We start from the raw sequence: 22,547 nt of genomic DNA, 5'->3' as shown, positions 1-22,547 counted from the left end.
GGGCTTTTTGTTGCCACTATTGCCTACATACAGTTGCCCAGCCCAAGCAAGACGCTCCGGGGGTACAGCCCGGCACCTCACCAAACACGCCCCCAAAAACCACCCCCGCATCGCCCCCACCATCAGAAAAACAGCAAAATGTCCAAATCCCACAGGTTCGAGCGTCATTGTCAGGCGGCGCAAATTGCCCGCCGACAACCCAACCCATGACGGAGATTCAAGATGCAATACATGTTGATGCTCTATGCGAATGAAGGCGGCTGGAACAGCCTGACGAAGACCGAGCAGGAACAGGGCGTGGCGGCCTACGCCGCGTACACGGAGGCATTGAAAAAGGCAGGCGCGCTCGTGGCCGGCGGGCGTCTGCAGCCAACCGCGACAGCAACAACCGTCCGTATCTCAGACGGCAAATCACAGGTGCTCGACGGCCCTTACGTGGAGTCGAAAGAGCAACTAGGAGGCTACTACCTCATCGACGTGCCCAATCTCGACGCCGCCCTCTCGTGGGCCTCACGCTGCCCGACCGCGAGTCACGGCGTCGTCGAGGTGCGGCCGCTTTGGCACGCCGCAGGCTGAGCTGAGCCATGAACCGCGTCTCAGGCAAAGTATGAACGCATGAACTTGCCCAACGACGCCATCAACGCGCGCGACACCGTAGACGCTGTCGCGCGCCGCAGCTTCGGCAAGCTCGTCGCCTTTCTCGCGGCACGTACGCGGGATGTAGCGGCGGCCGAAGATGCGCTATCGGACGCATTTGCCTCGGCGCTGGCCACCTGGCCGCACAACGGTTGTCCGTCGAACCCGGAAGCGTGGCTGCTCACCGTCGCGCGTCGCAAGATGATCGACCTCGCCAGGCGACGCCGCACCGGCGAGGCGGCTGCCGTGCAATTGCTGCTCCTCGGGCCGGAGTTCGACGACGGCGCGACGGACGCCGGCATCCCCGACGATCGTCTCCCGCTCATGTTCGCCTGCACGCATCCGGCGATCGAAGCGGCCATCCGCGCACCGCTGATGCTGCAAGTGGTCCTCGGCCTCGATGCGAAGATGATCGCATCGGCGTTTCTCATGTCGCCGGCCGCCATGGGCAAGCGTCTCGTGCGAGCCAAAAACAAGATTCGCGAAGCCGGCATTGCGTTCAGCATCCCTGAGCGCGAGGAACTTGCCGGCCGGCTCGACGCGGTGCTCGACGCCATCTATGCCGCCTTTACGGAGGGCTGGACGGATCCGGGCGGCACCGACGTCGCACGCCGCAACCTCACCGACGAAGCACTGTTTCTGGCGCGGCTCGCAGCCGACCTGCTGCCGCGAGAACCGGAAGCGCTAGGCCTGCTCGCCTGCATGCTGCATGCGCAGGCGAGGCGTCGCGCGCGACGCGGCGAGGACGGCGAATACGTGCCGCTTGCCGGGCAGGACCCGGCACTGTGGGACTGGCCATTGATCGACGAGGCCGAAGCGCTGCTACGCCACGCCAGCGCGCTGGGTTCGATCGGGCGGTATCAACTCGAAGCGGCGCTGCAGTCGGCGCATGTTCATCGGCGCCGGAGCGGACACGCCGACTGGGCAGCAGTGGTGCAGCTTTACGAGGCGCTCGCGCGGCTCACCGGGTCTCCGGTGGTCGCGATCAACCGGGCGCTCGCCGTCGCGGAACTGCGGGGCGCGAACGCCGGCCTGATCGCGCTGCAACAGGTGGCCGCCGACGCACGGCTCGCGCAATATCAACCGTACTGGGCGGCACGCGCGGAGCTGCTCGCGCGGACCGGCGCGCATCGCGAAGCTCGCGATGCCTACGACATGGCGATCGGCCTCGAACGCGACCCGGCGGTGCGCCGCTTCCTGCAGCGGCGCCAGGCCGGATTGGCGAACTGATCTTCTGTCGGCCGATGCGCCGCCTACGTCCGGTGCGCGAAGACAATCGCGTTCACTAATGCGATCGAACCTAGCGGCGACGAACGCCGCACGACTATCCCCTACTGACGCGCAACGGGCGTGAATCCATACCGCGTCAATACGTCCTGCGCGGCGGGACTCATCAGATACAGCGCGAGCCGATACGCGGCATCGCGCGTGGCGGCGTTCTGCCGCGACTCGATAACGGTCATGCCATAGTCCGCTGCGATGGCCAGCTCCGCCGGCAGCTCGACCTGCGTCAGCGTCGTGTCGGGCGTCGGTTCGTGCGAGCTGCAATAGCCAATGAACACGTCGATGCGTCGCGTCGTCATGAAGTATTTGACCGGATTCTGGCCGGCCGGCACTTGAGGGGCGACGGCGCCGCCAACCAGCTGCTGCGCCTTCGCTTCGAGTGTTTGAGTCGCTCCCGGGCGAACGGTGCCGGCCTTGGCGAACAGCGCCCACGCATAGTCACCGCCGGGATCCGACTTCGGCGTCGACGTGCCGATCTTGACGTTCGGATCGAGCAGCTTGTCGAGCAGGTTGCCGGTCGTCAGGCCGACGTCCGGGCGCGCCTCCACGCACAGCCGGTTTCTCGCGAAGACGACGGTGGGCGCCGCCTTGCCTTCTGCGCTGAGTTGTTGCGGATGCGCCATGTTCGCGGAAACGAAAATGTCCGCCTTGGCCGAGTGCTCGATCTTGTCGAGCAGCATGCCGGCCGGCCCGCTGACGAGCTCGACCGGCTGACCGGTCTCGCTCGTGTATTGGCGCGTGATGGCGCCGAGCGCGCCACTCATGCTACCGGCCGTATAGATCGTGATGGCCGGCGCCGCGGATGCCTGCTGCGCCGTGGCGAGGCAGGCGTTCGTGGTCAGAAAGGAGAGCAGCAGCGTCCGCAGCAGGATGGATTGCGATTTTTTCATGTTTAGAGGTCGATCTGGATTGACGCGCGAACGGTGCGCGGGGCGCCGAGTGTGGCGGTGCCGCTGTCGCTGCCGGTGTAGCCGCTCTGACCGGCCGGCGTGATGTTGGCCCAGTAGTGCCGGTTGGCGACGTTATCGACGCCGACCCGCAGCGTCACAGCTTTGGCGGCGATTTTCGTGCGGTACCGCGCGCCGAGATTGAAGATCGTGTAACCGTCGACGTAATCGCTGTTCGAATAGTTGGCCGCGCGGCGGCTCGCATAGTTCATGTCGACGTTGAAGCCGAGGCCGGCCACCGTGGGCACCGAGTAATCCACCAGCGCATCGAACACCACGCGCGACAGACCGAGAATCTGCGTGCCGTTGGTCGCCGCGACACCCGTGTTGTGCAGACGCGGATCCAGCAGCGAAAGTCCGGTGTAGATGTTGAGATCGCGGGTCACGGCGCCCGTCGCGGTCAGTTCGAGCCCACGGTTGACCTGCTGGCCGCCTTCGGCGAAAACATTGTTCGCTTCCACCAGCGCATACGGCCGCTCGATGCGATACAGCGCGGCGCCGAGCGTCGCGCCCGCCATGTCGACCTTATAACCGAGCTCCCATTCCTTGCTTCGATACGGCGCGAGGGAATTGCCCGCGTTGAGCGTGCCCGACGGGGCGATATCGCCCTGCTGCAGGCTGTCCGCATACGTGAGGTAGGCGGTCATGTTCTCCTGCGGTTTGTACATCAGGCTAACCGTCGGACTGACGCCGTCGGCGGAATATCTGCTCGTGATCGCCCCTTTCGCGTTGTAGTTCTCGGCGTGGATCCAGCTTTGGCTGGCCGCTAGCAGCATCGACCAGTGCGGGTTGAAGCCGATCGTGTCGCCCACGTTGATCGACTGCTGGAACGTGCTGACGGAACGGTAGCGATGCGAGAAGTCAGGCAACGCGGGCTGGCCGAAACTCGCCGGATTGTTGAGGTTGCCGGTGCCGAGCGTGATCGCGCCCGTTTGATAAGGCGTGTACCGATTCCAGTAGAAGCCCGTGGTGGAGACGAACACGTCGTGCGTCAGGCCGGCGAGTACGACGTGGCCGTTCAACGCGATCGTATTGCTGATTACCTGGTCGAGACTGTACGTGGTCGTCGCCGTCGTTTCGGTATAGGCGCCCTTGTTGTTGGTGAGCGTGAGCGTCGGCACGGTCGAGGCGCGGTCGTTCGTTTCGCGCTGCACGCCGGCGCTCAGGTGCCAGTCCGGATTGAAGTCGTGCTTCAGCGTGGCGCTCATCATGTTCGTGACGTTGTCGTCACCGGCCCATGACTGGCCGTAGCCGACCGTCGACGGGTTCGGCGCGGCGGGCAGCAACACGTTCTTCGCGAGGGCGAACGTCCCGGGGAAGCCGGTGTCCAGATAATGGTACGTGCTGAAGTTGGTTTCGAGCCGTGTGTCCGGCGTGAACCGGATATCGAAAGCCAGGCTCGCCAGGTCCCGGCGCAGGCGGCTGCCCGAGACATAACCCTCGCCGTTCTGGTTGAGCAGGTTGAGCCGGTAGCCGAAACGATCGTCGTTGCCGAAGTGCCCGCTGAGATCCGCGCGCTCGGTGAACAAGGCGTTCGACTCGTAGCCGAACGTGAATTCGCGCAGCGGCTGGTCGGTCGGCCGCTTGAGCACGTAGTTGAACGTGCCGGCTGGGCTGGCCGGTCCGTAGAGCGCGCCGGCGAGGCCGTTCAGCACCTGGATACTGTCGAACTGCTCGATTGGGTAATCGGTCGTCGCGGCGATGTTCATGCCGTCGATGCGCGTGTTCTGCACCACGCCGGCCTGCATGCCGCGTGTTTGCGGCCGGATATTCAGACCTTGCACCGAGGGGATGAAGCTGAACGCCTCCTGCACACTGCGCAGTTGCTGATTCTCAGCCAGCGACCTGGGGATGACGTTGATCGAATACGGCGTGTCGAGCAGATTTTTCTTGCCCAGCGGCCCGACGACCGCCTGATCGACCTGGTACGAAGGATAAGGCGTGGGCTTGATGCCGGTGACGACGATCGGGGTCAGTTGAGCGTCGGAATCCTGCGCATGGGCCGGGAAGGTCGCGGCGACGCCTGCGGAGACGACGGCAAGCATGCGTAGGGTGCAGCGGGAGGGTGGTGTCATTGAAATTGCCGTTACGAAATATTGCGGTTCGCAATATTCCGCGAAATATAACGGGGTGCGCGAATTCTTGTAAGGGCTCAGGTGCAAATAGTCGAAATAGCATAAAAATTGGGCTGGTCGAGCGAGGGAAGCGTCGGCCGCGCTACTATCCGCAACACCTGGCTTGAGACGAACTGGATGGAACTCTGGATTCAACCCTGCGCCGCATGCGCCGACCTGCACGGCCAACCGTCGCTTGTCGATCCGCACGGCGAGTTGCTGCTCGACAATGTCGACTGGAAGGAAGGTCAGCGCGCGGCGGAGAAATACACGTGCGCGCGATGCAGCGGCGTGATGGATCGCGCGCTGATGGGTAAGCCGGCACGGCAGCTTTGGACGTTGATGAATGCGGGGCAGCATTGAGCCCGGCGGTGGCTAATCGGACGCGGCTGGGCTTGAAATCCCCTTGGCGGCGAGCAGCCGATTGCGTCCACTCGTCTTGGCTTCCTACAACGCCGTGTCCGCAACGAGGCTCAGCTCCGTCGGCTCACTCGCGCCCCCGGGTCGGGACTCGCGCGGCTACCCGGGCGCTGGAAGTGCTCATCCGACACACTACCGACCTTCACCGACATCGCTCAACGCCCGGACCATCCGCTGCGCCGACTCTTCAAGCGAGAGCCTCGCCCGCTCAACCGTCGACGCCGCGTCCCAATCCGCCTGCACGCCGACAGAAAGCGCATACCTCACTCGCCCGTCGCGCAGAATCGGCACCGCCATCAACGGTAGAGCGGCAGCCTCCGCATGCGCGCCGCCGACGATCGCCTCGCCGTATGTCCACACCGCGGCGTCGCCCCCGCAAGCGCTCCGCACGCCGCGAGCCACGTCGCCGAACTGCCCGCCGCAAAAACTCGTGCCGCCAATCGCGAAGCGCGCCCCCACCCGGGTCGCCGCACACGCGCCGCCTGGATCGTCCGGTAACGCCTGCGCGATCACGACAGCCTGCATGCCGTCGAGCGCCAGCCATTGCGCCGCCGCTAAAGTCCGATTCGCCAGCTCGCGGAGCACGGGTGCTGCCACCCTCACGACCGACGCCCCGTCCAGAAAGCTTGTCCCGATGCCCAGCACCGCGGGCCCGGGACTCAGCCGCCCCGCCTCGTCTTCCACCAGAAAACCCAAAGACGCCAGACTGCGCACCAGACGCGCGACCGTGCTGCGCGGCGCATCCAGATAAGCAACCAGTTCGCTCATCGCCCATTTCGGCCGCGCCGTCGAAAACGCCTGCATCAACCGCAGCCCGCGCACCAATGCAGGCACCAGGTTCGATACCGACGCGCAAGCCTGGCCGTCGCCCGCCTCCGCCACAGCGTCACCCGATGAACTCATCTCCCCCTCATCGACCACCACGCCGCTCCAGATCGAGTGGATCGGGCGCGGACTTGACATACGCCCTGGGCGGCATCCCGGCCCAGCGCCGAAACGCGCGCGCAAAGGCCTTCTCGGAGGTATAGCCGACACGCTCCGCCACCTCGATCAACCGGCTGCGGCCACGCGTCAACTCGCCCGCCGCGAGATACATCCGGTATGCCGTCAAATGCGCGATCGGCGTTTCGCCGACCAGTTCGAGAAAGCGCACGCTGAACCCCGAGCGCGACAACCCGGCCGCCGTCGCGAGATTCGCCACCGTCCACGCCTTCGCGGGCGTCCGATGGATCAGCGCCATCGCCTGACCGATCTGCGGATCGGCCATGCCGCGCAACCAGCCGGTATGCCCGCCGGTGCTGCTCGACAGATGCGCGCGCAACAGATGAATGAACAGCACGTCGGCAAGACGCGCGGCGGCCATCGCCCAGCCGGGCTGCGCCGCCATCGATTCCTGAATGAAGCTGGTCAAGGTATTGGCAAGCCACGGCGCGATTGCGGCATCGCCGGAACGAATGTGAATCAGTGGCGGCAGCATGCCGAGAAAAGGATTGCGCATCGACTCGCGAAACACAACGATGCCCGTGTACAACTCGCTCAACGCGCCCTCGCCACCCGCCGAAAAAGCCAGCGGCGTATCGAAGCGCGGCTCGATGCCCTGGCTCGCCATCAGTTCGTCGAACGGCACGGGCACTTCGTCGAGCGCCGAGCACATCACATGCTCGTGGCCGTGCGGCAGCAACACGAAGTCGCCGGGTTCGACCCGCACGGGCTGCATCCCCTTGACGACGATATAGAACGGATTGCCCGAACAGGTGCGGAACGGCGCGCCGGCTACCGCGGGCTTGTTGAAGGCCCACGGCGCCGCCAGCGAGAATCTGCCGGTCACGACCGTATCGGCCCGCAAGTCGGACAGGACATCGCTCAGCAAATCCATCGGTTCGTCCCTCCCTTGCGTGCACCGCGTCGTCCGCATGCCGGCTGCACCCGCCGCTCGCCTCATGCTAGAAACGCTGCTGGATGCCGACCATCACGCCGAGTTGATCGGCGCCGGTTTGCACGGTGCCGGCCGCAGCCACCGGCGCGGCGGCCTTCTGGCTGTTGAGCATATAACCGAGCGACGAGTACACCGACGTGCGCTTCGACAGAAAGTAGGTCGCACGCGCGATCAGCAGCGTCGAGTCGGAGACGCTCCTGACGTTATATCGCACCATTTGCGTGTCGAGTGAAAGCGCCGGCAGCGCGAAATAGTTCACCCCGACAAAAAACAGATCCGTCTGACTATGAACCGCCGCCGACGTGTTGCGCCGCTCCCAGCCGCCGCCGAGTTTCGCGTCGCCGTATTTGACGTAAGCGTCGACGATGGTCCGGGTATCGGTGTACGCGCTGTTCGTCAACGGCGCGGACGCACCGGTACCGCCGCGCATCACGTCATACGAAGCCGCCATGCCGAAATGCGCCGAATCGTAGGCGGCCAGCGCCGTGTACTGGCGGCAGGCAATGAAGTTGCCGGCCACCTGCCCCGCGCAATCGGTCGCGGACGGGCCAGCCGGTCCCGCGGCGTCGCGGCCGAAACTGTAGGTGCCGCCGAGCGTGAAGCCGCCGAATTTGCCGAGGTAGCCGATCGCATTGTCGCTACGCGCATTCGGCAGATAGGTGTCGAAGCTCGCCATCGAATGAATCGACGGGCCGATCACGTCCGCCTGCAGCAACGCGTAATACGACATGTTGATCTGGCGCCCCAGCGTCAGCGTGCCGTACGGGCTGCTGATACCGACGTTCGCGGCACGGCCGAACAGACGGCCGCCGTAGTTCAGTGCGCCGGTGCCGGTGGCAAAACCGCTTTCCAGCTGGAAGAACGCTTGCGTGCCGCCGCCCAGATCTTCAGCGCCGCGCAAGCCGAAGCGCGACGGCACTTCGCCGGTCAGCGCCGGCATGCCGACGACCGAGCCGCCGGTCGCCGCATGGTTGTAATACTGCACGCCGGTGTCGACGATTCCGTACAAGGTCACGCTGCTCTGCGCATGAGCCAGATTCGCCACGCCGAGCAGACACGCTGCCGCAAGATAGTTTCTCATTTCCAAACCCTGGTTAAATTAGCCATCCGAATCATCAGGGCCGCTTGAGCAGCTCTGGTGTTGCCGATGATCCGTCGATTGAAACAGCACGTCAGGCACGCCCGCGAGTTCGCGGGCATGGCGCGGCGACCTCAGTGATCGGGCGCGCCCGCGAGCACCCAGTTGACGAGGAGCCGCGCGTCGGCGGTGTCGATCCGGTTCGGCGGCATCGGCACATTGCCCCACACGCCCGCGCTACCCTGCTGCACATGCTTGACGAGCAACGCGGCGGCGTTGCTCTGGCCGCTATAACGCGCGGCCACGTCGTGGTAGGCGGGGCCGACGAGCTTCTTGTCCACCGCGTGACAACCGAGGCAGGCGTGCTCGCTGGCCAGCGCCCGCGCGCGGTTGAAATCGGTGTCCGCGTGCGCGTGAACGGCAACGCACGCGAATGCAACCAGCAGAGTGGTTCTTTTCATAAAGCCTTCTTCAACAAGTGGGGAAAAACAGTCGACGGCAGCGCCCGGCTGCCCGGAAAATCAAACGTCGAAGCGCTGTGGCAGCGGCATCGAACGCAAGCGCTGTCCCGTGGCGCGAAACAGCGCGGCGGCCACTGCCGGCGCAACCGGCGGCAACGCGACTTCGCCGCAACCTTGCGGCGCGCGGTCGCTCGGCACGATCACGGTTTCCACCTTCGGCATCTCGGAGAGATTGAGCAGCGGATAGTCCGCGAAATTGCTTTGCACGACGGCGCCTTTCGCAAACGTGATTTCGCTCTTGAACGTGTTGGTGAGCGCGAAGCCGATGCCGCCTTCGATCGCTTCCTGAATCAGCATCGGATTGATCGGCCGGCCGCAGTCGACGGCGCACACCACACGCTCGACTTTCACCTGCCCGTGTACAAGACGCAGTTCGACGATCGTCGCGACATAGGTGGTAAATGCGCCGCCACGGCCGGTATAGAGGCAGAACGCCATACCACGGTGCAAGCCGGGCGCGCTCTTGCCGAACCAGTCGGCTCGCGCCGCGGCATGGTCGAGCACCGCGACGCTCAACGGGTCGTGCCGCAGCAGCGCGCGCCGGTAGCGCAGCGGGTCGATTCCCGCAACGTGCGCCAGTTCGTCAATGAAACTCTCGAGAAAAAACATGCTCGACGTGCTGCCGACGCTGCGCATGAAGCTGACAGGAATCGGCTGCGGCACGTGCAGCGAATCGACCAGCAGATTCGGCACGCCGTAGCAAAGATCGTAAATGCCGTCGAGCATGGTTTCATCCCAGCCGCCGGCTTTGTCGAAGAGGTCGGGTTTGATCGACTTGTATAGCGACTGGCCGACGACGCGCGCGTGCAGCGCCGTGGGCAAGCCGTCCTTGCCCAGCACCGCGCGCATACGCGCCGACGCGCAAGGACGGTAGAAACCGTGTTGAATGTCGTCTTCGCGCGAACGGATCACCTTGACCGGACACCCGACCGCTTTCGAGGCCACCGCCGCGTGCACGACGAAATCGGGCACATACTTGCGGCCAAAGCTGCCGCCGAGAAACGTCGTGTTGACGATCACTTTCGCCGCAGGCACTTTGAAGATCGCGGCCAGGGTCCAGCGCACCTTGTCCTGCCCCTGGATTGGCCCCCACACGTCGACCTCGCCGTCGCGCACGTGCACGGTCGCGTTGACCGGCTCCATGGTCGCGTGGACGAGATACGGCGTGTGATAGTCGGCTTGCACGACGGCAGGCGAGCCCTGCCCGGCCTCCGCGAAACGCGCTTGCGGATCGCCGAGACAGGTCGCGACGACCGCGTGCGCGGATTGCAGCGCGCCCTTGCGTTCGTCGAGAATCGTCGCGCTGTCGAACGGACCACCCGCCGGCGTGTCCCACTCCACCTGTGCGGCGTCGCACGCCAGCTTTGCCTGCCAATACGTATCGGCGACGACGATGAGCGCATCTTTCGCCAGCACCGTATCGACCACGCCCGGCATCTTTCGCACGGTGTCGGCATTGGTGACGCGCAGCGGTTTGCCGCCGAGCGTGGGCGCCATTTTGACGGCGCCCGTCAGCATGCCGGGCACTTGAACATCGATTCCGAATTGCGCCGAACCGTTGACCTTGGCGGGCGTGTCGAGCTTGTGCAACGGCTGACCGATCAGCTTATGCGCCGATGCGGGCTTGAGCCGGGGATGTGCGGGCAACGGGATCTTCACCGCGTCCGCCACCAGCTCGCCGTAGCTCAACGCGCGGCCGCTCGGAATATGGATGACCTGACCATTGGTGGCCGTGCATTGCGTGCCGCGCACCTTGAAGCGGCGCGCGCCGGCTTTGATGAACGCGGCCCGCGCCTGCGCGCCGGCAATCCGCAAGCGCTCGTAGAACATCGTCACCGACATCGAAGCGCCGACGAATTGCTGCGGCATCTCGTTGGCGGCATCGATCCGATAAGCGTCGCGACCGGTCACGAACGTCACCGTGACGTTGCGCCAGTCCGCATCCATTTCGTCGGCAAGCACTTGCGGCAAGCCGGTGTACACACCCTGCCCCACCTCCGCTTGCGACAGGCCGATCACCGTGTGGCCGCTCGCGTCGATACGCACCCAGTCGTTGATCTCATAACTGGGAGCACCACCGTCGCCGGCCCATGCGAGTTCGCTGAAGCTCAACGGCAGGACGAAACTGCCCGCGATCGCCAACCCGCTTTTCAGAAAAACGCGCCGGCTTGCCGAGGCCGCGACGCCCGGTGCGCCGCGCCTCGCGTCAGTATTCCGCGGCGACATGAATAGCCTCGCGGATGCGTTGATAGGTGGCGCAGCGGCACAGATTGGTGATCGCCTGATCGATCTGCGCGTCGGTCGGTTTGGGGGTGTGCACGAGCAAGGCGGCCGCGGCCATCACCATCCCCGATTGACAGTAGCCGCATTGCGGCACGTCCTTCGCGACCCAGGCGCGTTGCACGGGATGCGTGCCATCGGGCGACAGTGCCTCGATCGTGCGAATCGACTTACCCGCCACCGCGGAAACCGGTAGCACGCACGAGCGCACCGCGTCGCCTTCGAGGTGCACCGTGCACGCGCCGCAAGCGCCGATCCCGCAGCCGTACTTCGTGCCGCACAGCATGGCGTGGTCTCGAATCACCCACAGCAGCGGCGTCTGCGCGTCGCCGTCGAAGGAAAACGGGCGGCCGTTGAGTTCAAATTGCATTGCGTGTCTCCCGGAATGCTGTCGTCTCGATGCAAGCGCCGCGAATGCAGCGACATCGACGAGCAAATTCTCGATGCCGCAAAAATCAGCATCAATGACCGGGAAGCTATAAAAAGGCACCGATCGTCCAGCGCGCGAAAATAACGCTGCGGCGAGCGGACGAGGCTTGTGGAAAGGACCACGGATGAAACGTCGACGGCCAGGCGTCGACGCGAGGTCAATTCGACAGGAGGGGAAGTTCGCGAGAGAGCAGAAAGTCCGCGCAGAACGCACTAGACCGTGGGAGACGACGGCCGGACGCGCCTAACGCGATCCGGCCGCCTAAAACCATTACGCAGGCCGCTTCGGAATATCCAGCCCCCGCACCACCGCCGGACGCGCGACAAACGCCGCCAGCACACGTTTCACGTTTGCGAAGTCATCGATCCCAACCAGATCGCCCGCCTCATAGAACCCAATCAGATTACGCACCCACGGGAAGGTGACGATATCGGCGATCGAATAAGCGTCGCCGAGAATCCAGTCGCGACCTTCGAGTTGCTGGTCCAGCACGCCGAGCAGCCGCTTCGATTCGGCGACGTAACGATCACGCGGACGCTTGTCCTCGTACTCCTTGCCGGCGAACTTATGGAAGAAGCCGAGCTGCCCGAACATCGGCCCGATGCCGCCCATCTGGAACATCACCCACTGAATCGCTTCATAGCGACCGCCGATGTCCTCGGGAATCAACTTGCCGGCCTTGTCCGCGAGATAGATCAGAATCGCGCCGGATTCGAACAGCGCCAGCGGCCGGCCGCCGGGACCGTTCGGATCGATGATCGCCGGGATCTTGTTGTTCGGATTGAGCGATAGAAACTCGGGCGTCATCTGATCGTTCGTATCGAAGCGCACGAGATGCGGTTCGTACGGCAAGCCGATCTCCTCGAGCATGATCGACACTTTGACGCCGTTAGGCGTTGGCAGCGAATAGAGCTGAATCCGGTCCGGATGCTCGGCAGGCCATTTCTTCGTGATCGGAAAATCGGAGAGATCGGTCATGGGACGATGTAAGCCTTGTACGAGAGTTGAGCAACGCAGGAGAGCAAATCGAAGTCGCGAGCCAGTTCGAGTCAGTTCGAGCCTTGAAGACCGGCATCGAAATCTCAGCAACGCGAGACCGCGAGATTGCGCGACCGCCAAATATAAACCGACCCGACGGAACGCGTGCGGAAGCGCTCAAGCGCTGCAGGACTTCCGCGCAGCACGTATGGCTTCGAGAGATGGCTGGCGCAAAACCAGGCGGTCACGCGCGCGGCAAAGCTCCTCGACCGCGCGAGAAAGCTCACCACAAGTCCTTGGTCGCCGTGCCGGCGCGCAAGTTATAGCCTTCGCGCCACAACGCCGCACCGACCGTCAGCAGCAACGTCTTCTGCTCACCGTCGAGTAGCTCCCATGCCGCCGCCAGCCACGAGGCGTAGCTCGCGCAGGTCTGCTCCAGATCGACCGGCGCTTTGCCTTCCAGGTACTGCCGTTCGAACATCGAAAGCAATTTTTCGGGTGTCATGGGCGCGATCTCCGGGTTGGATCCCCAAGTCTAATGGCGACACACCACGCGCGGCGCACTCCCACGGTTCACTGCGGGTTACTCCCAGGCGGAATCCGACCAACGCCGCAACCTGCCCGCCATCCGATCCGCAGCCCAAAACGGAAAAGGCGCCGAAGCGCCTTTCCGATCCATCGACAATCAGCACAGCAACCGGATTACGGCGCGTTGCGCTTTGCATTGTCCTTGGCGTCTTCCTTGGCATCGCCATAGGCCTTCTGCACCTTGCCCGCACCTTGTTGCAAGTCACCCTTCAGTTCCTTGCCGGGGTTGTTCGTCGCCTTGCCGACGGCTTCGTTGACCTTCCCCTTGATCTGCTCGCCCACACCCTTCACCTGATCCTTGTTCATGATCGGCTCCTTTATCTCGAATGCCGGCGCGAGATTACGCCAGTATCCCTATCGAGCAACGCGTGTGCCCGCCGTCGGGAACGTGCTTTTTCGCCCGAGGCGCCATACTCAAAAAATAATCGGAAAAGGTCTAAAGATTCGCCCCCGCCTGCCGTAAAGCTGCGAAGGAGGTGCCATGGACCGCACATTCATTACGCTGACGGGTTCGTCCCAGGCCGCGCTGGTCGACCGGGATATCGCGCACATTTCGCGCGCAATGCGGCTTTCTTTACACGGCGATCTCGGCGGTCCGATCCTGCCTCCCGCCTATTGGCGCCAGCGTTTATACACGCTGCTCGACACCGGCTATCTCTCCCACGCGCAACTGTGCTCGGTGGACAGCCTGCTGCTCCAGCTCGATCAGTTCGCAGCCGAACCGCAACTGGCCTGGGACACCCTCACGCCAGCGGTCGCCGCGCTGTTCCCACCGCCTTATCCCGTCGATAACAGCCGCCTCGTTTGAGGTCGAATCCGGGCGCCGCTGAGTTTCAGCGCGGCGGGCCTTTGCGCGCCTGCCGCCTCGCCATACCCACATATCCATCAATAAAAAAAATGGCCGCGAATCGCGCTGCGGCCTCAACACGTCGCTACGCAGGGAATTTGCGTCGCTTCGGTAGCGTACACGCCCAACTGTGACAGCCGCGTTTAGCGGATACGCATCGCCGACAGTCGAAATTTTCCACCGCTCTGCGTCGAAAATAGGGAAAAAGGGACGACCTTAGGTCATAATGTCCGCAAAAATTCCCAGCAAGGACTTCCGTGACCCTCGCCGCACCGCTCGAACTGCTCCGACAGGCGCGCGCCCGCTTCACTCAACGCGAAATCGCCGCGCACGTCGGCAAAGACATCAAGACGGTGCGCCGCTGGGAAAAAGGCGCGACCCCGTGCCCCGCGATGCTGGAGCCGGCCTTGCGCGATCTGCTGCAAGGCAACGCGCGAATCGACGGCGGTCACGCACGCAAAACCGCCGGCGGCGCCTCGTTCCGTTTCGTCGATCTGTTCGCCGGCATCGGCGGTATTCGCATGGGTTTCGAAGCGCAAGGCGGCGAGTGTGTATTCACCAGCGAGTGGAACGATTTTTCCACCAAGACGTACCGCGAGAACTATCCAGGCGGTGCCGAGCATGCGCTGATCGGCGACATTGTGACGTTTCCGGCGGAAGACGTGCCGAGCCACGACGTGCTGCTCGGCGGCTTTCCGTGCCAGCCGTTTTCGATCGCCGGCGTCAGCAAGAAAAACGCCCTCGGGCGGCCGCACGGTTTCGAATGCACGACGCAAGGCACGCTCTTTTTCGACGTCGCGCGCATCATCGCGGCCAAGCGCCCCGCCGCTTTTTTGCTGGAGAACGTGAAGAACCTGCTGTCGCACGACAAAGGCCGCACGTTCGACGTGATCCTGCAAACCCTGCGCGACGAACTGGGCTACGAAGTGCATTACCGCGTGATCGACGGTCAGCATTTCACGCCGCAGCATCGGGAGCGGATCCTCATCGTCGGCTTTCGCGGCAAGACCTCGTTCTCGTGGGACGATCTGCGCTTGCCGGAACACGGCCCGCGCCTCGGCTCGATCCTGCATCGCACGGACGGCAGCGAACCGGTGCTGCCGTGGGACCACGACCGCTTCTTCGATCACACCGCCAAACGCGTCCAGCCGAAGTACACGCTCACGTCGAATCTGTGGACCTACCTGCAGAACTACGCGGAAAAGCACCGCGCGGCGGGCAATGGTTTCGGCTTCGGCATGGCGTATCCGGATAGCGTCACGCGTACGCTGTCGGCGCGTTATCACAAGGACGGCTCCGAGATTCTGGTCTATCAAGGCGAGTCGCTGCGCCCACGCCGCCTCACCCCACGCGAATGCGCGCGGCTGATGGGCTTTCCCGACACCTTCCGGATCCCTGTCAGCGACACCCAGGCTTACCGGCAGTTCGGCAACAGCGTCGTCATGCCCGTCATGCGCGAAGTGGCGCGCATCATGCTGCCGCATGTGCAAACCCTGCTCGCCGAGGAGACGCCCCGTGGTTCGAAGCAAGCCCTCTCGCTGTACGCCTGACCGCCTCGCTGCGCCGTGCGGTGAAGACCGGCGCGGACGCGTCTGAACATGGTCGATATCGTCGATAGCGCGACCCGCAGCCGCATGATGTCCGGCATCCGCGGTCGCAATACGAAGCCGGAAATCCTGATCCGCAGCCTGCTGCATCGGCAAGGCTTCCGCTTCCGTCTCGATGCGCGCGATCTGCCGGGACGTCCCGACATCGTGCTGCCGCGCTACCGCGCCGTGGTGCTGGTGCACGGCTGCTTCTGGCACGGTCACGACTGTCATCTTTTCAAATGGCCGCAAACGCGGCCCGAGTTCTGGCGCGACAAGATCGGCCGTAATCGCAGCAACGACGACAAGGTGAGCGCGGCCTTGCTCGCCGACGGCTGGCGCGTCGCGGTGGTGTGGGAATGCGCATTGCGTGGTGCCAATCGCGATATCGCGGGCATGCTGGAGCGGCTGGTGGCGTGGTTGAAGAGCGACGCGCCGAGCTTCGAGGAACGCGGCTGAAAGCCGCTTGTAGCCTGCCCGTGTGGAGCGAATCCCGGAGCGGCTGGTGATACACTCGATTGGCTCACCCGGGGCCTCGCCGCGCGTTGTTTCAGCGCTCGCCGCAAGCTCCAAGCGGCAGCCAAACCGCCCGCCCCGATCGGCGCAGAACCACTTACTAGGGAGACACATCATGGCTGATTTTCGTCTCTGGTCCGACGACTTCCCCACCAACGGCTTCATGCCGAAAGCCCACGAGTATCACGACAAAGCGTTCGGCGTGGACGGCGAAAACATCTCGCCGGTCTTGCACTGGGACGCACCGCCGGCCGACACCCAAAGCTTCGCGCTCACCGTTCACGATCCCGACGCGCCGACCGGCAGCGGCTTCTGGCATTGGGTCGTGGTGAACATTCCGGCCGAGGCCCGCACACTGCCGCGCGATGCCGGCAAAGCGGACGGCTCGCTGCTGCCGCAAGGCGCGCTGCAACTGCGCAACGACTACGGCACGGCCGGCTTCGGCGGCGCCGCGCCGCCACGGGGCGACAGGGCACATCGCTACATCTTCCGTCTGCATGCGCTGAAGGTGCCGCATCTGCCGATCGACGCGGAAACCACCAACGCGGTCGCGCGCTTCATGACGCATCTGAACGAACTCGACTCGACCACGCACACGGGTCTGTACGAACTGAAGTAACGCGGCGAACGCGCGGCCGGCGTGCGCTTTGCGGCGCCGGTCGCGTACGTAGTGAATCGACACCGGCGTGTCCGGCACAGGCGGGCACGCGGGCGGTCAGTCGCGTGCTCTGTCTCACCCCCCATTCGAACAATCGATGCACGCACAACCACCGCGCGAAGACGGCGCTCCGCCCTCTCCCACCCCATCGCTATCGGACAGCACCGAACAAGGCCTGCCGATTCCGCAGCGTTACTGGGCGATGCTGGTGATCGCGCTCGCGCTGACGCTGGCGGTGCTCGACAGCGCGATCGCCAACGTCGCGCTACCGACGATCGCGCGCACGCTGCACGCCAGCGCGGCCAGCTCGATCTGGGTCGTCAACGCGTACCAGTTGGCCATCACCATTTCGCTGTTGCCGCTCGCGTCGCTCGGCGATCGGATCGGCTACCGGCGCATCTATCTGGGCGGCCTGATCCTGTTCACGGTGGCGTCGTTCGGTTGCGCGTTGTCGACCTCGCTGAACACCCTCGCGCTCGCGCGCGTGGTCCAGGGCTTCGGCGCGGCCGGCGTGATGAGCGTGAATACCGCGCTGGTGCGGATGATCTATCCGCCCGCGCAACTCGGTCGCGGCGTCGCGATCAACGCGATGGTGGTCGCGGTGTCGTCGGCGATCGGGCCGACCATCGCGTCCGGCGTGCTCGCGGTCGCATCGTGGCCGTGGCTGTTCGCGATCAACGTGCCGATCGGCATCGCGGCGATCGTCGGCGGCTTCAAGGCGCTGCCGATGAACCCCGGCCACGAATCGCCCTACGACTACCTGAGCGCGGTGATGAACGCGTTCGTGTTCGGCCTGCTGATCTTCGCCGTCGACGGACTCGGCCACGGCGAACAACTCGGCTACGTCCTGCTCGAAGCGGTCGGCGCAGTGGTGATCGGCTACTTCTTCGTGCGCCGTCAGTTGACGCAGTCGGCGCCGTTGCTGCCGATCGATCTATTGAAAATTCCCGTGTTCGCGCTGTCGATCGGCACGTCGGTCTGTTCGTTCTGCGCGCAGATGCTGGCCTTCGTGTCGCTGCCGTTTTTGCTGCAGGAGACCTTGGGGTTATCGCAGGTGGAAACCGGTCTGCTGATGACGCCATGGCCGGCGGTGATCATCATCGCCGCGCCGATTGCCGGCGTGCTGTCGGACAAGGTGTCGTCGGGCTGGCTCGGCGGCATCGGCCTCGCCGCGATGACCCTCGGCCTGCTGCTGCTCGCCACGCTCGGCGCGCATCCGGACGCCATGCAGATCGCGTGGCGCATGGCCTTGTGCGGCGCGGGCTTCGGCATTTTTCAGTCGCCGAACAATCGCACCATGTTGTCGGCCGCGCCGCGCGAACGCAGCGGCGGCGCGAGCGGCATGCTGGGCACCGCGCGCCTGATCGGGCAGACGCTCGGCGCGGCGCTGGTCGCGCTGATCTTCGGCATCGCGCCGCAGAATGGGCCGACGGTCGCGCTGTATGTAGCCGCGGGTTTTTCGGCGGTCGCCGCGGTCGTCAGTACGTTGCGGGTCAGACAGCGGATCAGCACGCAACCGGCGTGAGGTTTTTATCGGCGGGTTAAAGCCCGCTGTCGGTCAGACGAGCCCATGCACGAAGGGCGCGAATCGCAACATGCGATTCGCGCCCTTCCTGTTTTCGTCCTTCAATCTTTATCAGACGTGATCAGCCTGCGTGCCGTCACCCACCGGTCACGACGACGACGATGCCGTCACGTCAGCGAGCTTTACCGCTTTGGCCGTCACCGAAGAAGCCGTCGCGACATTGCGCAGATCGCCGAGGAACGTATCGCGCCACACCGAGAGATTGTTTTCGCGCATCGGCGCCATCATGTCGGCGTGACGCGCCTGGCGTTCGGCGAGCGGCATCGACAGTGCGCGCTCCAGCGCCTCGGCCATTTGCGACAGATCGAACGGATTGACCACCAGCGCGCCCGGCAACTGCTCCGCCGCCCCGGCGAATTGCGACAGCACCAGCACGCCCGGATCGGCGGGGTCCTGCGACGCGACGTACTCCTTGGCAACGAGGTTCATCCCGTCGCGCAGCGGCGTCACATAACCCACCTGCGATTGCCGGAACAGCGCCATCAGCAGATTGCGTTCGTACTTGCGGTTCAGGTATTGGATCGGTGTCCAGTCGAGCTGCGCGAAGCGACCGTTGATGCGGCCGGCCTCGCCTTCCAGCGTCTGACGAATTCGCTGATACGTCGCCACGTCCGCGCGGGTCGGCGGTGCGATCTGCACCAGCGAAACCCGGCCGTGCCAGCCCGGCGCATTCAGCAGCAGACGTTCGAACGCCTGGAAGCGCTCCACCAGCCCCTTCGAATAATCGAGCCGGTCGACGCTCATGATCAGCTTGCGACCGCGCATGCCGTCGCGCAGACTGCGCACCGGTTTGCGATCGGTGAACTGCTCGGCGGCCTTGGCGATCGCGTCCGGATAGATACCGATTGGATACGCGCCCACTTTCAGGAAGCGGTTGTACGCGTGCACCATGCCGTCTTCGCTCGACGTGCCATGCTGACCGCGCTCAATAAAATCGACGAACGACTGACGATCCGCTTCCGTCTGGAAGCCGACCACGTCGTAGCTGCACATGGCCTTGACCAGCTCCTCGTGCGGCGGAATCGTGCGCAGCACCTCCGGCACCGGAAACGGAATATGCAGGAAAAAGCCGATCGGATTCTTCACGCCCAGCTCGCGCAGGCAGCGCGCGAACGGCAGCAGATGATAGTCGTGCACCCAGATGATGTCGTCGGGCTTGAGCAACTCCTTGAGTTGCTTCGCGAGCGTCGCGTTCACGCGCTGATAGCCCGCGTATTCCTGCCGGTCGTAGCGCGACAGGTCATTGCGATAGTGGAACGTCGGCCACAGCGTGGCGTTGGAAAAGCCGCGGTAGTACTGGTCATAGTCGCGCTTGGTCAGACCCACGGTCGCGTACGTCACATTGCCTTGCTTCTCGATGACCGGAGCGGACGGCTCCGCCACCGTCTCGCCGCTCCAGCCGAACCAGACTCCGCCGGTTTCCTTCAACGCGTCCAGCACGCCGATCGCCAGGCCACCCGCTGCGGGCCGGCCTTCCTGAGTCGGTGCGACACGATTCGATACCACGATCAGTCTGCTCATTGGTTAATGCTCCACCTGGTTCAGTTGCTTCGTTGTAGTCGGATATGTGCCAAAAAGGTGCACGCAAGTCGCGTGCCTTTTTATGAGATGTTGGAAATAAAAATGTATGCAAATGTGACCGACGAGCAGAAACGCGCAACGCCAGCGCGTCGCGAAGAAATTTTTTCTGCTTTGTATGAGGAAACAGGAAGCCTGGCTGCCGGCCGCCGACGCGGCCCGAATCCGCCCTATGCGTCCTGCTCCGAGCCCAGATCGCGCTGGTACTCCAGCCCTTCCTGACGCACGCCGCCCTGGTTGTGCTCGCCGTCCGGCGGGGCATCGGGCGCGACGCGGTTCTGCGCGGCCGGATTGTGCGACGCGGGTTCATCGGGCGGATTGGCCAGATTATCGGGCGGACCGCTCTTGCTGCCGCCCGGCCGGGCGTCGCGCTTCGTATGGCGCGCTGAGCGTCGCAGTGCTGGATGTCTCATGTTCGATGCCTCCAGGGGAAGCCCGCCGCCAGATGAGCGGCATCAGTACAGTCTAGGGGTCACGACGGCAAATTGCCGGTAAAAGAGTCGTCGGCTTTGTAACAAGTACATAAAATTGCTGCGCCGAACTGTGGCGCAGCGCACCAAGCGCGTCAGAGTTGCATGCGCGGCGAGTCGGACGGCGGTCGCATGCTGGCTTGTGGCGTTTGCGTGGGTTGCGGCGGCGGGTCGCCGATCGGCGGGCCGACCGGTTCGATGGGTTCGATAGCGGGCGGCGCCGGACTCGGCACCGTGTCGGGCTCGCCGGGCGTGGGCGGAGGAATCGGCGGCGCCGACGGCGGTTCGATCGGCTCGGGACGATGAGCGTGCTTCGACAGGGGAAGCGCGGGAGCGGCGGTGGTGTCCGGCATATGGGTTATCCTCGTTTGCGTTCCGGTGCTATGGAATGCAGCAAGGCGTGTGCCGTTGTGGCCGCGGCCGCGAGGCGCTGAAGGGATGACGCGGGGCATGAAGCGTTCACGCTTGAACGCCTGGCTGTCTGCCAGGCGAGCCCAAGCCGTGACGCGCTTCAGCGTCCGCGATTAAGCGTCCGCGCCGCCCAGCGCGCGCGATTCATCGGCGGCATCGCCGTCGTCGCGCGCGTCGTTGCCGTACTCCACCAGACGGTTGTACAGCGTCTTCAAACTGATGCCGAGAATCTCGGCCGCACGCGTCTTCACGCCGCCGCATTGCTCGAGCGTGGCCAGAATCAACTGACGATCCGCTTCGGCGAGCGACGTGCCGAACGGAATCGTGATCGCCGTGCCGGCCGCGGGCTTCGACAGCGTGATCTGCAACGGCACCGTCGCGGTGCTGTCCGAGTCCGTGCCCGACATGATGTGTGCGCGCTGCACGTAATTCTTCAACTCACGCACATTGCCGGGCCACGGATACGACATCAGCATGTCCTTCACGGCGGCGGGGAAATGCTTCTTCGTGGCGTGGCGCTCGTTGAGTTCGTCGAGGAACGCCTGCGCCAGCAGTTCGACGTCTTTGCCGCGATCGCGCAACGGCGGCAAGCTGATCGGAAACACGTTCAGCCGGTGATACAGGTCGAGCCGCAGCTTGCCTTCCAGCACCGCCTGCTCCGGATCGCGGTTGGTCGCCGCGATCAGCCGCACGTCGGTTTCGATTTCCTTGGTCGTGCCGACCCGCATGAACATGCCGGTTTCCAGCACGCGCAGCAGCTTCACCTGCAACTCGATCGGCATCTCGGTGATTTCGTCGAGGAACAGCGTGCCGCCGTTCGCGCGCTCGAAATAGCCCTTGTGCTGGCGGTCCGCGCCGGTGAACGAGCCGCGTTCGTGGCCGAACATTTCCGACTCGATCAGATTCGGCGAAATCGCGCCGCAATTGACCGCCAGGAACGCATGTTTGCGGCGCAAGCTCAGTTGGTGCAGCGTCTGCGCGGCGACTTCCTTGCCGGTGCCCGATTCGCCCACCAGCATGACCGAGGCCGCCGTCGGCGCAACCCGGCCGATCTGGTCGTAGACCTCCTGCATGGCCGGCGAATTGCCGAGCATCAAACCAAAGCGGCCCATGCGGCGCAGCTCGCCGCGCAAGGTGCCGATTTCCGCTTTCAGGTCGCCGGCACGCGGCAGGCGCGACAGGATCGCCTTCACGCGCTGCATGTTGATGGGCTTGACCAGATAGTCGGTGGCGCCCATTTTCAGCGCGTTCACGGCCGACTCGACCGTCGCGTGACCGGTAATCACGATCACTTCCACGCCGGAGCGCGGGTCCAGATCTTCGAACAGATCGACCCCGAGGCCGTCGGGTAGCTTCAAATCCGTAAAGACGACGTCCGGCATCTGCCGGACCAGTTGAATGCGCGCTTCGCGCAAATCGCCCGCGGTGGCGGTGGTCAGGCCGTCTTCCCCGATGATGGCGGCAAGCGCCTCGCGGGTACTCGCGTCGTCATCGACAATCAGTACATGTGGCATCGCGTCTCGAAAGCCTGCAAGCGTGAGTGGAGAAACATGCTGGAAGCATGTCTAAAAGCGGCTCGGCGGCACTGCGCCCGGCTGCGGCGCATGGTGTTGCGACGTGAGCACACGCTAACTTCGCATACCCTGCCAAACCGGCAACCTGGTTCAATACTGCAACAATTGAC

At 64.3% G+C, this 22,547-nt stretch carries 23 protein-coding genes; 8 read left to right on the top strand and 15 right to left on the bottom strand.

Going from position 1 to position 22,547, the window contains the following annotated elements:
* Positions 1–222 precede the first annotated feature (222 nt).
* Positions 223–576, top strand: a complete 354-nt coding sequence (locus HWY05_RS28155) for a YciI family protein (RefSeq protein ID WP_035552189.1) — start codon at positions 223–225, stop codon at positions 574–576.
* 39 nt (positions 577–615) lie between these two features.
* Entirely contained in the window at positions 616–1,866 is a 1,251-nt protein-coding gene (locus tag HWY05_RS28150) for a DUF6596 domain-containing protein (protein WP_176060411.1), read from the top strand.
* Between the two features lie 101 nt (positions 1,867–1,967).
* Here HWY05_RS28150 and modA read toward each other — a convergent pair whose 3' ends face one another.
* Together modA and HWY05_RS28140 are read right to left on the bottom strand one after the other, a co-directional pair.
* Positions 1,968–2,810, bottom strand: a complete 843-nt coding sequence (gene modA / locus HWY05_RS28145) for a molybdate ABC transporter substrate-binding protein (protein WP_035552193.1) — start codon at positions 2,808–2,810, stop codon at positions 1,968–1,970.
* A 2-nt stretch (positions 2,811–2,812) separates the two neighbouring features.
* Positions 2,813–4,942 carry a TonB-dependent siderophore receptor gene (locus tag HWY05_RS28140; protein ID WP_176060410.1) on the bottom strand — a complete coding sequence of 710 codons (2,130 nt, stop codon included), beginning with the start codon at positions 4,940–4,942 and terminating at the stop codon, positions 2,813–2,815.
* A gap of 177 nt (positions 4,943–5,119) precedes the next feature.
* Between HWY05_RS28140 and HWY05_RS28135 the strand changes: the two genes are divergently transcribed.
* Entirely contained in the window at positions 5,120–5,344 is a 225-nt protein-coding gene (locus HWY05_RS28135; RefSeq protein WP_176060409.1) for a hypothetical protein, read from the top strand.
* Positions 5,345–5,533: 189 nt separating this feature from the next.
* On the opposite strand, the gene HWY05_RS28130 is transcribed toward HWY05_RS28135, so the two are convergent.
* From HWY05_RS28130 to HWY05_RS28090, 9 genes are all read right to left on the bottom strand, one after another.
* Positions 5,534–6,304, bottom strand: coding sequence for a helix-turn-helix domain-containing protein (locus HWY05_RS28130; protein WP_176060408.1), 771 nt, complete (start codon positions 6,302–6,304; stop codon positions 5,534–5,536).
* Between the two features lie 7 nt (positions 6,305–6,311).
* Positions 6,312–7,277: an AraC family transcriptional regulator gene (locus HWY05_RS28125; protein ID WP_035552201.1), complete on the bottom strand. Its 966-nt coding sequence runs from the start codon at positions 7,275–7,277 to the stop codon at positions 6,312–6,314.
* Between the two features lie 67 nt (positions 7,278–7,344).
* Positions 7,345–8,418, bottom strand: coding sequence for a porin (locus HWY05_RS28120; RefSeq protein WP_035552203.1), 1,074 nt, complete (start codon positions 8,416–8,418; stop codon positions 7,345–7,347).
* Positions 8,419–8,549: 131 nt separating this feature from the next.
* The gene (locus tag HWY05_RS28115) at positions 8,550–8,876 is read right to left on the bottom strand and encodes a c-type cytochrome (RefSeq protein WP_176060407.1); all 327 of its coding nucleotides are present in this window, start codon (positions 8,874–8,876) and stop codon (positions 8,550–8,552) included.
* Between the two features lie 60 nt (positions 8,877–8,936).
* Entirely contained in the window at positions 8,937–11,162 is a 2,226-nt protein-coding gene (locus HWY05_RS28110) for a molybdopterin cofactor-binding domain-containing protein (RefSeq protein ID WP_176060406.1), read from the bottom strand.
* Positions 11,143–11,586, bottom strand: coding sequence for a (2Fe-2S)-binding protein (locus HWY05_RS28105; protein WP_176060405.1), 444 nt, complete (start codon positions 11,584–11,586; stop codon positions 11,143–11,145). Before HWY05_RS28105 ends, HWY05_RS28110 begins: the two co-directional genes overlap by 20 nt.
* Positions 11,587–11,916: 330 nt before the next feature.
* Positions 11,917–12,624, bottom strand: coding sequence for a glutathione S-transferase N-terminal domain-containing protein (locus HWY05_RS28100; protein WP_035552214.1), 708 nt, complete (start codon positions 12,622–12,624; stop codon positions 11,917–11,919).
* A 283-nt stretch (positions 12,625–12,907) separates the two neighbouring features.
* Positions 12,908–13,129 carry a hypothetical protein gene (locus HWY05_RS28095; RefSeq protein WP_035552216.1) on the bottom strand — a complete coding sequence of 74 codons (222 nt, stop codon included), beginning with the start codon at positions 13,127–13,129 and terminating at the stop codon, positions 12,908–12,910.
* 197 nt (positions 13,130–13,326) lie between these two features.
* Positions 13,327–13,518: a CsbD family protein gene (locus HWY05_RS28090; protein WP_035552219.1), complete on the bottom strand. Its 192-nt coding sequence runs from the start codon at positions 13,516–13,518 to the stop codon at positions 13,327–13,329.
* Positions 13,519–13,693: 175 nt separating this feature from the next.
* Here HWY05_RS28090 and HWY05_RS28085 point away from each other — a divergent pair, with 175 nt between their 5' ends.
* From HWY05_RS28085 to HWY05_RS28065, 5 genes are all read left to right on the top strand, one after another.
* Entirely contained in the window at positions 13,694–14,020 is a 327-nt protein-coding gene (locus HWY05_RS28085) for a hypothetical protein (protein ID WP_035552221.1), read from the top strand.
* A gap of 296 nt (positions 14,021–14,316) precedes the next feature.
* The gene (gene dcm, locus HWY05_RS28080; protein WP_176060404.1) at positions 14,317–15,609 is read left to right on the top strand and encodes a DNA (cytosine-5-)-methyltransferase; all 1,293 of its coding nucleotides are present in this window, start codon (positions 14,317–14,319) and stop codon (positions 15,607–15,609) included.
* A gap of 48 nt (positions 15,610–15,657) precedes the next feature.
* Positions 15,658–16,104, top strand: a complete 447-nt coding sequence (locus tag HWY05_RS28075) for a very short patch repair endonuclease (protein WP_176060403.1) — start codon at positions 15,658–15,660, stop codon at positions 16,102–16,104.
* A 172-nt stretch (positions 16,105–16,276) separates the two neighbouring features.
* Complete coding sequence (locus HWY05_RS28070) at positions 16,277–16,780, top strand: YbhB/YbcL family Raf kinase inhibitor-like protein (RefSeq protein ID WP_035552228.1); 504 nt, start codon at positions 16,277–16,279, stop codon at positions 16,778–16,780.
* A 136-nt stretch (positions 16,781–16,916) separates the two neighbouring features.
* The gene (locus tag HWY05_RS28065; protein WP_176060402.1) at positions 16,917–18,344 is read left to right on the top strand and encodes an MFS transporter; all 1,428 of its coding nucleotides are present in this window, start codon (positions 16,917–16,919) and stop codon (positions 18,342–18,344) included.
* 147 nt (positions 18,345–18,491) lie between these two features.
* Here the strand turns inward: HWY05_RS28065 and otsA are convergent, their stop codons facing one another.
* The 4 genes from otsA to HWY05_RS28045 all read right to left on the bottom strand — a co-directional run bounded on the left by otsA (position 18,492) and on the right by HWY05_RS28045 (position 22,377).
* On the bottom strand, positions 18,492–19,925 hold the full coding sequence (otsA, locus tag HWY05_RS28060; RefSeq protein WP_035552230.1) for an alpha,alpha-trehalose-phosphate synthase (UDP-forming): 1,434 nt from the start codon (positions 19,923–19,925) through the stop codon (positions 18,492–18,494).
* Between the two features lie 227 nt (positions 19,926–20,152).
* Entirely contained in the window at positions 20,153–20,395 is a 243-nt protein-coding gene (locus HWY05_RS28055; RefSeq protein ID WP_176060401.1) for a hypothetical protein, read from the bottom strand.
* A 152-nt stretch (positions 20,396–20,547) separates the two neighbouring features.
* On the bottom strand, positions 20,548–20,805 hold the full coding sequence (locus HWY05_RS28050; protein ID WP_035552236.1) for a hypothetical protein: 258 nt from the start codon (positions 20,803–20,805) through the stop codon (positions 20,548–20,550).
* 171 nt (positions 20,806–20,976) lie between these two features.
* Positions 20,977–22,377 carry a sigma-54 dependent transcriptional regulator gene (locus HWY05_RS28045; RefSeq protein WP_176060400.1) on the bottom strand — a complete coding sequence of 467 codons (1,401 nt, stop codon included), beginning with the start codon at positions 22,375–22,377 and terminating at the stop codon, positions 20,977–20,979.
* Between the last annotated feature and the right edge of the window lie 170 nt (positions 22,378–22,547).

The sequence above is a fragment of the Paraburkholderia sp. BCC1876 genome, assembly GCF_902833695.1.
Taxonomy (GTDB): Bacteria; Pseudomonadota; Gammaproteobacteria; order Burkholderiales; family Burkholderiaceae; genus Paraburkholderia.
The sequence above is the reverse complement of the archived record's forward strand: the minus strand, read 5'-3'. Positions and strand labels throughout refer to the sequence as shown.

What these genes read in the sequence shown, in the direction of transcription:
- HWY05_RS28155 (WP_035552189.1), top strand. Translation starts at nt 223, where the DNA reads ATGCAATACATGTTGATGCTCTATGCGAATGAAGGCGGCTGGAACAGC.
- HWY05_RS28150 (WP_176060411.1), top strand. Translation starts at nt 616, where the DNA reads ATGAACTTGCCCAACGACGCCATCAACGCGCGCGACACCGTAGACGCT.
- modA (WP_035552193.1), bottom strand. Translation starts at nt 2,810, where the DNA reads ATGAAAAAATCGCAATCCATCCTGCTGCGGACGCTGCTGCTCTCCTTT.
- HWY05_RS28140 (WP_176060410.1), bottom strand. Translation starts at nt 4,942, where the DNA reads ATGACACCACCCTCCCGCTGCACCCTACGCATGCTTGCCGTCGTCTCC.
- HWY05_RS28135 (WP_176060409.1), top strand. Translation starts at nt 5,120, where the DNA reads ATGGAACTCTGGATTCAACCCTGCGCCGCATGCGCCGACCTGCACGGC.
- HWY05_RS28130 (WP_176060408.1), bottom strand. Translation starts at nt 6,304, where the DNA reads ATGAGTTCATCGGGTGACGCTGTGGCGGAGGCGGGCGACGGCCAGGCT.
- HWY05_RS28125 (WP_035552201.1), bottom strand. Translation starts at nt 7,277, where the DNA reads ATGGATTTGCTGAGCGATGTCCTGTCCGACTTGCGGGCCGATACGGTC.
- HWY05_RS28120 (WP_035552203.1), bottom strand. Translation starts at nt 8,418, where the DNA reads ATGAGAAACTATCTTGCGGCAGCGTGTCTGCTCGGCGTGGCGAATCTG.
- HWY05_RS28115 (WP_176060407.1), bottom strand. Translation starts at nt 8,876, where the DNA reads ATGAAAAGAACCACTCTGCTGGTTGCATTCGCGTGCGTTGCCGTTCAC.
- HWY05_RS28110 (WP_176060406.1), bottom strand. Translation starts at nt 11,162, where the DNA reads ATGTCGCCGCGGAATACTGACGCGAGGCGCGGCGCACCGGGCGTCGCG.
- HWY05_RS28105 (WP_176060405.1), bottom strand. Translation starts at nt 11,586, where the DNA reads ATGCAATTTGAACTCAACGGCCGCCCGTTTTCCTTCGACGGCGACGCG.
- HWY05_RS28100 (WP_035552214.1), bottom strand. Translation starts at nt 12,624, where the DNA reads ATGACCGATCTCTCCGATTTTCCGATCACGAAGAAATGGCCTGCCGAG.
- HWY05_RS28095 (WP_035552216.1), bottom strand. Translation starts at nt 13,129, where the DNA reads ATGACACCCGAAAAATTGCTTTCGATGTTCGAACGGCAGTACCTGGAA.
- HWY05_RS28090 (WP_035552219.1), bottom strand. Translation starts at nt 13,518, where the DNA reads ATGAACAAGGATCAGGTGAAGGGTGTGGGCGAGCAGATCAAGGGGAAG.
- HWY05_RS28085 (WP_035552221.1), top strand. Translation starts at nt 13,694, where the DNA reads ATGGACCGCACATTCATTACGCTGACGGGTTCGTCCCAGGCCGCGCTG.
- HWY05_RS28075 (WP_176060403.1), top strand. Translation starts at nt 15,658, where the DNA reads ATGGTCGATATCGTCGATAGCGCGACCCGCAGCCGCATGATGTCCGGC.
- HWY05_RS28070 (WP_035552228.1), top strand. Translation starts at nt 16,277, where the DNA reads ATGGCTGATTTTCGTCTCTGGTCCGACGACTTCCCCACCAACGGCTTC.
- HWY05_RS28065 (WP_176060402.1), top strand. Translation starts at nt 16,917, where the DNA reads ATGCACGCACAACCACCGCGCGAAGACGGCGCTCCGCCCTCTCCCACC.
- otsA (WP_035552230.1), bottom strand. Translation starts at nt 19,925, where the DNA reads ATGAGCAGACTGATCGTGGTATCGAATCGTGTCGCACCGACTCAGGAA.
- HWY05_RS28055 (WP_176060401.1), bottom strand. Translation starts at nt 20,395, where the DNA reads ATGAGACATCCAGCACTGCGACGCTCAGCGCGCCATACGAAGCGCGAC.
- HWY05_RS28050 (WP_035552236.1), bottom strand. Translation starts at nt 20,805, where the DNA reads ATGCCGGACACCACCGCCGCTCCCGCGCTTCCCCTGTCGAAGCACGCT.
- HWY05_RS28045 (WP_176060400.1), bottom strand. Translation starts at nt 22,377, where the DNA reads ATGCCACATGTACTGATTGTCGATGACGACGCGAGTACCCGCGAGGCG.